Here is a 12,386-nt window from a genome sequence, read left to right as displayed (position 1 = left end):
TATAGCGGATTCGCGCCCAGCTGTCAGCCTTGCCAGAAGTAATACAGCGTCATGCCGCTGCCCACAGCAATCACCCACAGGCGCAGCCAGAAGGCCGGTAGCCAATCCGCCAACTTGCCGCCCAGATAGCCGCCCAGCGTGGTGGCGCCGAGCAGCAACAGCAGGTGGTAGTAACTGATCGCGCCGGCGGCGATAAACACTAGGCTGGACACGCTGTAAATCACTGCCGAAAACAGGTTTTTTAGCGCGGCGGCGCGTTGCGGGCTATGGCCTTCCAGCGTAAACAAAGCCAGCTGCACAATGCCCATGCCGGCGCCAAAAAAGCCGCCATACACAGCGCCGCTACCGTGAATCAGCGGCCAGAGCTTAGCGTCGTTTGTGCTGCGCTTGCGTACTAGCCACGGCGCGGCGGCAAACAGCAGCGTGGCGAGCAATAGCAGCCAAGGGATGAGCTGGCGGAACAGCGCCTCGCCACTGATCAGCAATAAGCCGCTGCCTAATGCACCGCCGATTAAGGCCGCCAGTAGCAGCGGTTTAAGTGTCGGTAACTGCTGGCGCCAATGGCTGCGTCCGACCCAGGTGCTGGCCAAACTGGCCGGCCACAGCGCCACCGCATTGGTGGCGTTGGCGCTTACCGCGGGTAGGCCCACGGCCAGCAGCGCGGGAAAGGCCAAAAACGTCCCGCCGCCGGCCAAGGCATTCATCGCCCCGGCACCGAGGCCGGCTAATAGCAGTAGGGTGAGATCGGCGAGGGGCATGCTGCTCACAATCAAGCGGGCTTACAGCAGGCCGCTGAGCAGGCCAATCCAATACAAGGTGATGCCAACCTGCGCGCTATAAGCCAGAAAGCGTACCCACACGGCCAGCGGGCTGGTGCTGAGCAAGTGAATCACGCTTTGCACCACGCGCGCAGCCAGTAAGGCATAGGCCAACGGGTCTGTCATGGCGGTTTGCTCAGCGACGATGGCGTACAGCAGTACGCCGCCGAGCATCGGCAGGTTTTCATAGCAGTTGGCGTGCGCGCGGACTAAACGCTTGCCGAAGGCGTCCGGCGAGTTGCTGCCATCGGCAGCAAAGCCATTGATGGCAATCTTGCCGGTAAACACATAAAAGGCACGGTAGCTTTCCATCAGCAGCGCCAATAACAAGGGCCAAGCACATAGCCCGAGCAAGGCAAGGGCGGAGGGGGTAAGGGTCATAGCAGAGGCTCTTTGTTGTTATAGGAAGTGCCTTTGTAGAGTAATTACTCTAGCTCGGCAAGCGCCGCGCTCAACGCCGTAGTGCGCTGGGCGGGTCGGCATGCAGCAGCACTTGCGCTTGCGGGTAGGCGGCCTTAATCGCCTGCTCCACGGCGTCGCAGTGGCGGTGCGCTTGTTCTAGGCTGATTTGCCCGTCCAGTTCTAAATGCAGCTGAATAAACCAATCGGCGCCGGCGCTACGGGTGCGCAGGTCGTGGGCGCCGTGCACGCCGGGGGTGCTGCGCGCGAGGCTTAAGATGTGCTGGCGAATTTCGTCGGCCAGCTCTTCATCCATCAGCACGCGCAGGGCGTGGCGTACGATGCCCCACGCGCTAAACAGGATGTACGCGGCAATCAGCAAGCCGGCGATAGGGTCGAGTAAGCGCCAGCCAAAGCTGCTGGCCCACAGGGCGAACAAGATGCCGGCATTGAGCAGGATATCCGAGCGGTAGTGCAGCGCATCGGCGGCAATCGCCGTGGACTGGGTGCGCGCATAGGCGACCCTTTGCAGGGTGACCAGTGCCAGCGTCATCACTAGGCTGACGACGATAACGCCGATGGCCAAGTCGGTAGCCGCCAGTGGCTTGGGGTGCAGTAGGCGGTCGGCGGCTTGCAGCGCCACCAACACTGAGCTGCCGGTAATAAACGCGGCTTGCGCAAGGCCAGCCAGCGCCTCGGCTTTGCCGTGGCCAAAGCGGTGTTCGCGGTCGGCGGGTTTGAGGGCAATTTGCACGGCCAGCAAGTTAAGCAGCGAGGCGAGGCCGTCCATTAATGAGTCGGTCAGGCCGGCGAGCAAACTCACCGAGCCCGAGGCCAGCCACGCCCAAGTCTTGAGCGTAATCAGTAGCAGCGCCGTGACCACCGCCGCACGGCTGGCGAGTTTTAACCAGAAGCGGTAATTAGCGTGGGTACTCATCCAGCAACTCCTGCGGGGCGTAGAGCAAGTCTAGCTCGGGCGCAGGGTAGCCCATAGCGGTCAGCGCGGCGCTGATTTGTCCGCGATGGTGGGTGGCGTGGTTCAGCGCATGGCTGATCAGGTCGGCCCTGCGCCGTTGCCCCGGCGCGCCCGCCATGCTGCGGTAGCTGACGAGCTCGAACAGGTGGAACTCCTCCTGTGCGCTAAACCAAGTCTGCCACTGCTCTAGGGTGCTGGCGATGATGCTGGTCAAGCCAGCTAGGTCATCGGCTAAGGGCTGGTCAAGGCGCGTTACGGGGTATGGCTCGGCGCTTAAACGGCCTAGCCACAGCGCATCGCCCAAGGCGATATGGTTGAGGGTGCCGTGGATACTGGCGAAGAACAGACCTTGATCGGCGAAGTAATCGTCGTCGGGCAAGTCAGTCAGGGTGTGAATCAGCTGGGCTTGCGCCCAGCTGTGGTAGGCCAGCATGCGGCCGAGGTGCTCTTTGAGCATCAAGCCGCCGGGGCTAAGCCCAGTGCTGCCAGCTGTTCGGCACTGCCGCTGCGCTGTTGCAAGTTGGGGTGGTTGAGCGGCAGGTTGATATCCAGTTGCTGCTCTAGAATCGCCTGCAGCTTGGCTTGGTTAACCGTGCCGTCGGCATTTAGCGCGGGGGCTAAGGTTTCCGGGGCCACGCTGTATTTGCCGTCAGGCAGGTAGATGGCGCCGGTGGAAAAGTCGATGGCAAAGGCGATCAAGCCGGGGATGACATAAAACAGAATGCCAATGCCATTGAGTACCGCGATAGCGGGGTCAATTTGGCCATCAATCTGCCCGCGACGCTCTGGGTATAGCAGGGTGCCGCAGGCGCTGAGCTGGGTTACCAGTGCGGCAGACAGCATGGCAGCGGTGAGTTTTTTCAGAGACGGCATACGGCAAACTCCTCAAGAAATGGTGCGGCGACTATACCGAGCGAACATGGCAAAACAAGCGGCTGGGTATAATGCCGCGCCTTGTTTGAACCCTTGCTGAACGGGGCAGTGATTTTACTTGCCCTGTGCGTGCGATTTTGAGTGTGCCATGACGCTGCCGATTGAAAGTGTGATCCCTGCCTTGCGCCAAGCCTTGGCCGCGCGCGATGAAGCGGTGTTGGAAGCGCCGCCCGGTGCCGGTAAGACCACTCGCGTGCCGCTGGCCTTATTAGACGAGCCGTGGCTGGCGGGGCAAAAGATCATTCTCTTGGAGCCGCGCCGCTTGGCCGCACGCGCCGCTGCCGAACGCTTGGCCGAGCAGCTCGGCGAGCGCTGCGGGCAAACCGTCGGTTATCGCATGCGGCTCGACAGCAAGGTCAGCGCGCAAACCCGTATCGAAGTGGTCACCGAAGGCATCCTGCTGCGCCAACTGCAGGAAGACCCGGCGCTGGATGGCGTCGGCCTGCTGATTTTCGACGAGTTTCACGAGCGCAGCTTAGATGCCGATTTAGGCTTAGCCTTGGCCCACAGCGGGCGCACCTTGTTGCGTGATGAGCCGCTGAAAATCCTCTTGATGTCGGCCACCTTAGACGGCCAGCGTTTAGCCGTGCTGCTTAATAACGCGCCGGTGGTTAGCAGCGAGGGCCGCGCTTATCCGGTGGATATCGTGCACGGCAGTGCGGCGCAGGCGGGGGAGTTTATCGAGCCGAAAGTCACCGCTGCCGTGCTGCAAGCACTGGCCGAGCAAAGCGGTAGCGTGCTGGTGTTCTTGCCCGGGCAGGCGGAAATCCGCCGCGTGCATGATGAGCTAAACCAAGCGCTGGCAGGGCGCAGCGAAGTGCTGCTGTGCCCACTGTTTGGCGAGCTGGATTTAGCCCAGCAGCGCCAAGCCATTGCCCCCGCGCCAGAGGGCCAGCGCAAAGTGGTGCTGGCGACCAATATTGCCGAAACCAGTTTGACCATCGACGGGGTGCGCGTGGTGATCGACAGCGGTTTAGAGCGCGTGCCGCGCTTCGACCCGGCCAGCGGCATGAGCCGCTTGGCCACCCAGCGTATTTCGCGGGCCTCCAGCACCCAGCGCGCCGGGCGTGCCGGGCGATTAGAGCCAGGTGTGTGTTATCGGCTGTGGTCGGCCAGCCAGCAAGAGCAGCTGGAGGCCTATGCCTCGGCAGAAATTCTCCAGGCCGATCTCGCTCCGCTGGCGCTGCATTTAGCCCGCTGGGGGGTAGATGACCCGCGCGAGCTGATCTGGCTCGATGTGCCGCCCGCCGCAGCCCTGGCGCAAGCGTGTGACTTGCTTGTCGCCCTCGGCGCGCTAACGGTGAAAGGCGCGGGCTTTACCCTCACCGAACACGGCCAGCGCATGGCCGAATTACCGCTGCACCCGCGTTTGGCGCATATGCTGCTGCGCGCGCAAGCCTTAGGGCTGGGCGAATTGGGCTGTGCCTTGGCGGCCTTGCTGGCCGAGCGCGATGTGCTGCGCAGTCGAGAGGCAGACCTGCATTTGCGCGTACAAGCGCTGCGCGGCGAACGTGGGGTGAGCGGCGCCGAACGCGGCACCCTGCAACGGGTGAAACAACTGCAACGCCAGTATCAGGCCGTGCTCAAATCCATGCCTGTGACTGAGGCAGTGCCTGAGCCAGAGCACGAGCGCTGGCTGGGCGCATTGCTGGCGCTGGCCTACCCGGATCGGGTGGCTCAGCGCCGTGGCGAAGGCAGCAGCTACCGCTTAAGCAATGGCCGCGCGGCGGTGTTTGCCGAGGCCGATAACTTAGCTAAGTGCACGTATTTGGTGGTGGCTAGCCTTGGCAGTCGGCAAGGCCAGCGTGAGGAACGGATTTACCTCGCTGCGGAACTCGACGTCAGCCTGTTGGCCGGCCCCTTGGCAGAACTGGTCAGCCAGCGTGATGTGTTGGAGTGGGACGAGCGCGCCGGCGAGCTGCGCGCCGAGCGGCAGCGCTGCATCGGTAGCTTAGTGCTGGAAACCAGCCCTTTGCCGCAACTGGATGACGCCGCCCGTGGGCAAGCGCTGCTCGGCTTAGTGCGTAAGCGTGGCTTGGCTTTGCTGAATTGGCCCGAGGCCGTGCAGCAGTGGCGCGCACGGGTGAATTTGCTGCGCGAGCTGGAACTGGCCGAGCAAGACCAATCGCAGTGGCCGGATGTGAGCGACAGCGCCTTGCTGGCCAGCCTTGAAGACTGGCTGCTGCCGTATTTAGGCCCCGTTAAACGGCTGGCGCATTTTGCTCAGTTAGACACCGCCGCCATGCTGCAAGCCTTGCTGCCGTGGCCGTTGCCCAAGCAGCTCGATGAGTTGGCGCCGGTGAGCATCAGCGTGCCCTCGGGTTCTAGTGTGCGTTTGGATTACCACGAGTCGCCGCCGGTGCTGGCGGTGCGCTTGCAAGAAGTGTTTGGCTTAACTGCAACGCCATCTATTGCCGGTGGGCGCTTGCCGCTTAAGTTGCATTTGCTCTCGCCAGCACGGCGGCCCGTGCAGGTGACGCAAGACTTAGCCAGCTTCTGGGCCAACGGCTACCCCGAGGTGAAGAAAGACCTTAAGGGCCGTTACCCGAAGCACTACTGGCCGGATGACCCGTTACAGGCACAGGCAACGGCGCGGGTGCGTCCGCGCTGACGCCCAGTGCTTCAAGCTCTTCTTGCAGCTCGCCGGCGGCGCGCAGCTCTAAGAAGGCCTGATCGAACTCGGCACGCACCTGTTCGGCGTCCGGCGCTAAGCGCGAGAAAATGATCGACAAATCTAGCCGGTACAAGGTGGTGTAGGGCAGCTCGGGCAGTTGTAGCGCTTTGCGCGCGGCATTCACCGGCGCGCTGTAGTCCAGCAGGTAGTCGCCACGTTGCTTAAACAGCATTTGCAGCGCCGATTCGTGATTGCTGGTGGTGTGCATCTGCACCTTGAGGTTGGGGTCGCCCAAAATCGCCGTGGCGGTCTGCCAGTAGGTGTAGCCCTGAATCAGAATTAGCTCGCGCTCGCGCAGGTCGTCTGGCAGGCGCGGCGGTAGGGTGTCGGGGCGGCGATACAGATTGAGCTCGGTGTGGCCTACAACCGCTTGGCTGGGGAGCACGTGCCCAGCCAATTCAGGTTTGCCTAGCGCGCCGGGCCAAATGTCGATGCTGCCATCCAGTAAGCCTTGGTACACCCGTGCGCTGGGCAACTGGCGAAAGTGCAGTGGATAGCCAGCATGTTTGCCGAGGCGGCGCACCATTTCAATGGCAGCACCGGTGGCTTGGCCTTGTGTGTCGGTATAGCTCAGAGGTGGAAAGTCATAGTAAGCCACCACCAAGGTGCGCTTGGCCGCCTCGGGGCTGGCCATAGCGGCGTTGCTCAGTAAGGTGCAGAGCAGTAATAAAAACAAACGCAACATACGCATCCAACGACTCGATGACGACGTTTAACTGATTATGGCTGCGGCAGCGCCGGCGGCAAGGCAAACAGGGCTAAAACCGGCAAATGGTCGCTGACGCTTAAAGTGTCGTGCTGGCGCACATAGGCACCCTGTAAATACAGGCGCGGGCTGTAGAACAGGTAATCCAGCGTGCGGTCGGGGCCTTGCACGGCAGGGTCGTTAGGGTAGTGGGTGTACCACTGCTGGCGATGCTCGCCACGGCCATCACGAATGCTGGGGATCATCGGGTAGCGATTCCACAGCGAAGCCAGTTCGCTGTGTGGCTGGAAGTAGGCGCGTTGCGCTTCTGGCAAATCGTCATATTGGCCCGGCGGCAATAGGTTGAAGTCGCCACCGATCACCCAGCTTTGGCCGTTTTGCGTGAGGCTGTCGAGCAGGCTGCGGGTCATCGCTACCTGCTTTTGCATGGTGTCGTAGCCTTGGGCGAAGGCATCCAGATGGGTGTTGATGGCGATTAGCGGTTTATCGCCCTTAACTGGCATTTCGCTGAGCAGCAGCGCGCGCTTTAAGTTGAACTGCTGGGTGACTGGGTCGGCAGGTATCAACGGCAGCTGGCGACGCTCGGCACTGCTGATTTCGTAGCGACTCAACGTGGCTAACTTCATGCCGACGCTACCGAAAATACGCGGATGCGGCACCCACGCGGCCTTCCAATAAAACGCTTGGCTGCTGCATGGGTATAGATTGCCTAGCTGGGTTTGCAGCAGCGCTAGTTGATCTTGATAGTCGGTGGCTTTAGCGCCGTCGTGCAGCTCTTGCAGCAGCACGATGTCGGGCTGTTCGTCGCGAATAATGGCGACGACGTCTTCTAAGGTGCGGGCAATGGCGGCGCTGGAGGGCCGTTCGTCGGGGCCACTTTCATCCAGCAGGTCGTACCAGAACACATACTCTTTGCCGGCCAGATACTGGATATTCCAGCTCATCACCTTAAGGGTTTGCCCGGCTTGTAAGCGCGGGGTGTCGGCGGGGCAGCTAACGGCGGCAGCTTCGCGCGGCTTGGGGTGCCACGTCAGGGCATACACCAAGGCGGCCAGAATGGCGGCGATGCTGACTAGGGTAACGCTGAGAAAGCGCAATGCGCGCATGAACGACCTCACAAGGCCTGCCTTGAGGCAGAGCAATAACAGCTAGACTCTTATTGGTATGGGCAGTCCTTCGCGGCGCAAGGCCTTAGCACGGGCTTGTTGCGCAAGGTGAGGGCCGAGCTTAACGGAAACCAGCGCCTAGCCAAAGCGTGCTGGGCAAGGATTAGTCAGATGAATACGCCTGTGATCGCGCAAAAAGCGCCGTACCCCGTCGAGGTAGAAGCCGGTAAGGATTACTTCTGGTGCGCTTGTGGCCGAAGTGCCAAGCAGCCGCTGTGTGATGGCTCGCACCAAGGCAGCGGCATGACGCCGCTCAAGTTTCACGCCGAACAAAACCAAACCCTGTACTTCTGCGGTTGCAAGCACAGTGCGAAAGCGCCACTGTGTGACGGTAGCCATTCGCGCCTGTAATCACGCCTAAGAATAAGGAATCGTCATGCCGCGCAAGGTGTTTGCCAGTCATGTGTTCGACCGCAAAGTGGTGGTCATCACCGGCGGCTGCGCCGGTATCGGCCGCGCCTTAGTCAAGCGCTTCGCCCAAGCGGGCGCCAAGCTGGTGATTCTCGATTTAAACCAAGAAGCGCTGGCCAGCCTTGCTCAGCACTTGCGTGACCATTTAAACGTGGAAGCCAGCACCTATGTCTGTGATGTGGCCGATGCCGAGCGCGTGGCCGAGGTGTTTGGGCAGATCATTCAGCAGCACGGCGGCATCGACTTGCTGGTGAATAACGCCGGCATTACCCATCGCTCGACCTTCGCGCAGACTTCGCTGTCGGTGCTTAAGCGCATCATGCACGTGAACTACTTTGGCGCGGTGCATTGCACCCAAGCGGCATTGCCGAGCCTGATCACCCGTCAGGGCCAAGTGATTGTTTTAAGTTCGCTCTCCGGCTTTGCGCCGCTGCTGTACCGCAGCGCCTACAACGCCAGTAAGCACGCCTTGCACGGCTTGTTCGATACCCTGCGGGTAGAGCTGAAAGACTCCGGCGTTAACGTGATGCTGGTGTGCCCGGGCTTTACCGCCACCGATATCCGCAAAAACGCGCTGGTCGGCGATGGCTCAGTCACCAACCAACCGCCACTGGCGATGGGCAAAGTACTCTCGGCGCAAGATGTGGCCGAAGCCATCTACAACGGCGCGATCAAGCGCAAACGCTTGCTGGTGCTGTCGAATGTCGATTGGCGGGCACGCATTTTGGCGCGCTTCTTCCCGCGCATTTTCGAGCGCTTACTGCTGCCGCGCCTGTCGGGCTTGAAGCCGCGCGGTTAGTCGCCGCACTTGGGCTGAAGAATTAGCCGAGCAGATCGAGCTGCTCGGCCAGCACTTGCGCATACAAGCGGCTGTCGACATTGCCACCGCTGATAATCACGCCGATTTCGGCGCCGTGGTGCTGCTCGCGCTCTTGCAGGGCGGCGGCAAGGCTCGCGGCGCCCGCGCCTTCGGCCACATTGTGGGTGGCGCTGAATAACAAGCGCATGGCGGCGGCCACTTCGCGATCACTGACCTCCACAATGCGGCTGACGCCTTCGCGAATCCAGCGCAGGGCTTGTGGGTCTGGCGTGCTGCAGGCCATGCCGTCGGCCAGCAGGGTTTGACTGGCAATGCATTGGCGCTCTCCGCTGGTGAACGCGCGTGCATACGCTGGTGCATGTTTGCTGACCACACCGATTACCTCCACCGAGTGCTGCAGCGCGGCGCGGGCCGCGAGCATGGCGCAGATGCCTGAGCCCATGCCGATCGGCACATACACGCGGGCGAGCTGTGGCGCGGCGCTCAGCAGCTCTAAGCAGTAGCTGGCGACGCCAGCGATTAAGTCGGGGTGAAACGCCGGCACGCGGTGCCAACCGCTGGTTTCGGCTAGCTGTGCGGCGTGTTCGCAGGCGGCTTGAAAGTCGTCGCCGTGCTCGATCAACTCGGCGCCTAAGGCGCGCATCGCGGCGTTTTTCTCTTGGCTGTTGCCGTGCGGCACCACAATCTGCAGCGGCAGGTTATATAGCGCGGCGGCTGCAGCCAACGACTGGCCGTGATTGCCGCGCGTGGCGCTGACCAAACCAGCTACGTGGGGCTCGCGCTGTAGCAGCTGCTGCAAGTAGTTAAGCCCGCCGCGCTGCTTAAACGCCCCCAGCGCGCCGTGGTTTTCATGTTTAACCCACACGGGGGTGCCTAACGCCTCGGCCAACAGCGGCCAGCGGTATTGCGCGGTCGGTTGCAGGCGCTGATAGACCACCGCTTGCGCGGCTCGCAGTTGCTCGGCGTTGGGCAGTTGCATGAGGCTTCCTTGCGGGAGGGTTAGAGGGTTTACCTTACGAGGGTTAAGCGGCTAGCGGCCCATACAGTCGGGCCAAACCTTGGCGGCACAGTGATGCACGATGCCGTGGCGCTTGGCCAGCGCCACGCGGTCGCGGTCATAGCCGCCGCCGATCACCGCCATCACCGGGATGCCCGCGTGCACCGCACGGCGCAGCACTAAGGTGTCGCGCGCGGCCATGCCGGCATCGCTGAGCTTGAGGTAGCCCAAGGCGTCGTCGGCATGCACATCGGCACCGGCGTCATAAATGATGAAATCTGGCTGGGTGAGCGGTAGCAAGTAATCCAGCGCTTGCTCAAGGGTGGTCAGGTAGTCGGCATCGCCCATGCCGATGGGCAGGCCAATATCCCAGTCCGACAGGGCTTTGCGTGCGGGGTAGTTCTTCTCGCAGTGCAGGCTTAGGGTCACGGCCTCCGGCACGTCGGCCAGAATACGCGCGGTGCCGTCGCCTTGGTGCACATCGCAATCGACGATCAATACGCGCTCGGCGCGCCCGCTGTGCAGAAGCTCCAGCGCGACAATCGCCAAGTCGTTGTAGATGCAAAACCCTGCCGGGTGATCGTAGTGCGCATGGTGAGTGCCGCCGGCTAAGTGGCAGGCCATACCGTGCTGCAGGGCTAGGTCAGCGGTGAGCAGCGAGCCGCCCACGGCGCGAATGGTGCGTTGCGCGAGTGCTTCGCTCCACGGTAGGCCAAGGCGGCGCTGTTCGTCTTTGCCCAGTTGGCCGCTTTGGTAGCGCTCTATGTAGGCGCGGCAATGGGCGCGGGCTAAGACATCCACGCTGGGCAGCTCGGGGCTGTGCAGTTGGCACTCGGCCAGTAAGCCGCTGTCGTGCAAATGCGCGTGCAGTAGACGAAACTTTTCCATTGGGAAGCGATGCTCCACCGGAAACGGCGGGCTGTAATCGCTGTGATACACCAAAGGTAACGGCATGCGCGCAAGCTCAGAACAACAGGCCACCACTGTACTGCAAACCCCAAGGCTATGGCTGCGCCGCTTTAGCGCGGCCGATAGCGCCGCGTTTGCGGCAATGAATGCCGATGCCGAGGTGATGGCGCATTTCCCCGCCGTGCTCAATCGCGAGCAAAGCGATGCGCTGCTGGCACGCATCGACGCGCACTGGCAGCGCGAAGGTTTTGGCTTATGCGCCCTCGAGTGCCGGCACAGCGGCGCTTTACTGGGCTTTTGCGGTTTGCTTAAGGTGGCGCAGGCGTTGCCTTGCGCGCCGGCGGTGGAAATTGGCTGGCGCTTAGTGCGCAGCGCGTGGGGCCAAGGCTTAGCGTATGAGGCGGCGCACGCTGTGCTCAGCTGGGCCTTCACTGAGCTGGCGCTGACAGAGCTGGTGTCGTTTACCTCCGTGAGCAATCAGCGTTCGCAGCGTTTGATGCAGCGCTTAGGCATGCAGCGCGATAGCGGCGGCGATTTTCTCCACCCAGCGTTGCCCGCCGAGCATGCCCTAGCGCCGCATGTGCTGTATCGCTTGTCGCGCGCGCAGTGGTTATCGTGCGGCGGTACTTCGGGCTAACATTGCTGTAGCTGATACACCGCGTATTTTTTTATTCAACGATTTAATGTTTGCCGGAGTTGCCATGAGCCAAGTGTTGTCGGATCTGGTCAGTTTGCTCGCCCTCGAGCCGATTGAAGAAAACCTGTTTCGTGGTGCCAGCCAAGATTTAGGCTTTCGTCAGCTGTTCGGCGGGCAAGTGCTCGGCCAATCGCTCTCGGCGGCCAGTCAAACCGTAGATGAGGCGCGCCATGTGCACTCGTTGCACGGCTACTTTCTGCGCCCCGGCGATGCCAGCGTGCCGGTGGTGTATATGGTCGATCCGGTGCGCGATGGCGGCAGCTTTTGCACCCGTCGGGTAACCGGCATCCAGAAAGGTAAGCCGATTTTTACCTGTATGGCGTCGTTCCAGACCATTGAAGACGGCTTTCATCACCAGCTGCCGATGCCCGAGGTGGATGGCCCAGAAAACTACAAATCCGAAGTCGAGCTGGCGCGCATGGTGGCGCCGATGATTCCTGAGCGTATGCGCGAGCGGGCGATCAGCGACAAACCCATCGAAATTCGCCCGGTAACCTTAATTAACCCGTTTGCCCCTAAGCCCTGCGAGCCGGTGAAGTACGTGTGGTTTAAGGCTGATGGCGTGCTGCCCGATGACCCGCACCTGCACAAATACCTGCTGGCTTATGCCTCGGACTTCAACCTGCTCACTACTTCCATGCAGCCGCACGGGGTGAGCGTGTTCCAGAAGTTTATGCAGGTGGCGAGCCTCGACCACGCGATTTGGTTCCACCGCGATGACCTGCGCATGGACGACTGGCTGCTCTACGCCATGGATAGCCCGTGGGCGGGGAATGCTCGCGGCTTCTCGCGCGCGTCGATCTTCAATCGCCAAGGCCAGCTGGTGGCTAGCGTGGCGCAAGAAGGGCTAACGCGGGTGCGTGAGGATTGGCGCTAACCG

General features: G+C 61.7%; 14 protein-coding genes. 5 read left to right on the top strand and 9 right to left on the bottom strand.

What is annotated here, in order from left to right:
* Positions 1-23: 23 nt before the first annotated feature.
* The 5 genes from BMX80_RS13695 to BMX80_RS13675 form a co-directional block, all read right to left on the bottom strand.
* A complete protein-coding gene (locus BMX80_RS13695) occupies positions 24-758 on the bottom strand; it encodes a sulfite exporter TauE/SafE family protein (RefSeq protein ID WP_074869567.1) in 735 nt (244 codons plus the stop codon).
* Positions 759-779: 21 nt separating this feature from the next.
* A complete protein-coding gene (locus BMX80_RS13690; protein WP_074869481.1) occupies positions 780-1,199 on the bottom strand; it encodes an MAPEG family protein in 420 nt (139 codons plus the stop codon).
* Between the two features lie 70 nt (positions 1,200-1,269).
* The gene (locus BMX80_RS13685; protein ID WP_074869479.1) at positions 1,270-2,154 is read right to left on the bottom strand and encodes a cation diffusion facilitator family transporter; all 885 of its coding nucleotides are present in this window, start codon (positions 2,152-2,154) and stop codon (positions 1,270-1,272) included.
* The gene (locus BMX80_RS13680) at positions 2,138-2,650 is read right to left on the bottom strand and encodes a DinB family protein (protein WP_074869476.1); all 513 of its coding nucleotides are present in this window, start codon (positions 2,648-2,650) and stop codon (positions 2,138-2,140) included. The genes BMX80_RS13685 and BMX80_RS13680 overlap by 17 nt, the downstream gene beginning before the upstream one ends.
* Positions 2,650-3,066: a polyribonucleotide nucleotidyltransferase gene (locus tag BMX80_RS13675; RefSeq protein ID WP_074869473.1), complete on the bottom strand. Its 417-nt coding sequence runs from the start codon at positions 3,064-3,066 to the stop codon at positions 2,650-2,652. Before BMX80_RS13675 ends, BMX80_RS13680 begins: the two co-directional genes overlap by 1 nt.
* A gap of 148 nt (positions 3,067-3,214) precedes the next feature.
* Between BMX80_RS13675 and hrpB the strand changes: the two genes are divergently transcribed.
* On the top strand, positions 3,215-5,737 hold the full coding sequence (gene hrpB / locus BMX80_RS13670) for an ATP-dependent helicase HrpB (protein ID WP_074869470.1): 2,523 nt from the start codon (positions 3,215-3,217) through the stop codon (positions 5,735-5,737).
* Here hrpB and BMX80_RS13665 read toward each other — a convergent pair.
* A complete protein-coding gene (locus BMX80_RS13665) occupies positions 5,658-6,491 on the bottom strand; it encodes a substrate-binding periplasmic protein (RefSeq protein ID WP_235821646.1) in 834 nt (277 codons plus the stop codon). The two genes, hrpB and BMX80_RS13665, sit on opposite strands and share 80 nt — an antisense overlap.
* Before the next feature lie 29 nt (positions 6,492-6,520).
* Positions 6,521-7,612 carry an endonuclease/exonuclease/phosphatase family protein gene (locus tag BMX80_RS13660; protein WP_074869465.1) on the bottom strand — a complete coding sequence of 364 codons (1,092 nt, stop codon included), beginning with the start codon at positions 7,610-7,612 and terminating at the stop codon, positions 6,521-6,523.
* A gap of 171 nt (positions 7,613-7,783) precedes the next feature.
* Between BMX80_RS13660 and BMX80_RS13655 the strand changes: the two genes are divergently transcribed.
* Together BMX80_RS13655 and BMX80_RS13650 are read left to right on the top strand one after the other, a co-directional pair.
* Entirely contained in the window at positions 7,784-8,023 is a 240-nt protein-coding gene (locus BMX80_RS13655) for a CDGSH iron-sulfur domain-containing protein (RefSeq protein ID WP_074869463.1), read from the top strand.
* Between the two features lie 25 nt (positions 8,024-8,048).
* The gene (locus tag BMX80_RS13650) at positions 8,049-8,882 is read left to right on the top strand and encodes an SDR family oxidoreductase (RefSeq protein ID WP_074869461.1); all 834 of its coding nucleotides are present in this window, start codon (positions 8,049-8,051) and stop codon (positions 8,880-8,882) included.
* A gap of 22 nt (positions 8,883-8,904) precedes the next feature.
* Here the strand turns inward: BMX80_RS13650 and BMX80_RS13645 are convergent, their stop codons facing one another.
* Positions 8,905-9,882, bottom strand: coding sequence for a threonine dehydratase (locus tag BMX80_RS13645; protein ID WP_139214138.1), 978 nt, complete (start codon positions 9,880-9,882; stop codon positions 8,905-8,907).
* A 51-nt stretch (positions 9,883-9,933) separates the two neighbouring features.
* Positions 9,934-10,854 carry a histone deacetylase family protein gene (locus BMX80_RS13640; protein ID WP_074869458.1) on the bottom strand — a complete coding sequence of 307 codons (921 nt, stop codon included), beginning with the start codon at positions 10,852-10,854 and terminating at the stop codon, positions 9,934-9,936.
* Here BMX80_RS13640 and BMX80_RS13635 point away from each other — a divergent pair.
* Both BMX80_RS13635 and tesB read left to right on the top strand, forming a co-directional pair.
* Positions 10,853-11,446 (top strand): GNAT family N-acetyltransferase, encoded by a 594-nt coding sequence (locus tag BMX80_RS13635; RefSeq protein WP_074869455.1) that lies wholly within the window; start codon positions 10,853-10,855, stop codon positions 11,444-11,446. The two genes, BMX80_RS13640 and BMX80_RS13635, sit on opposite strands and share 2 nt — an antisense overlap.
* 64 nt (positions 11,447-11,510) lie before the next feature.
* Positions 11,511-12,383: an acyl-CoA thioesterase II gene (gene tesB, locus BMX80_RS13630; protein ID WP_074869452.1), complete on the top strand. Its 873-nt coding sequence runs from the start codon at positions 11,511-11,513 to the stop codon at positions 12,381-12,383.
* Positions 12,384-12,386: the final 3 nt, after the last annotated feature.

It is taken from the genome of Atopomonas hussainii (assembly GCF_900109735.1).
Lineage (GTDB): Bacteria > Pseudomonadota > Gammaproteobacteria > Pseudomonadales > Pseudomonadaceae > Atopomonas > Atopomonas hussainii.
This window is presented reverse-complemented; position numbering and strand designations above follow the sequence as displayed.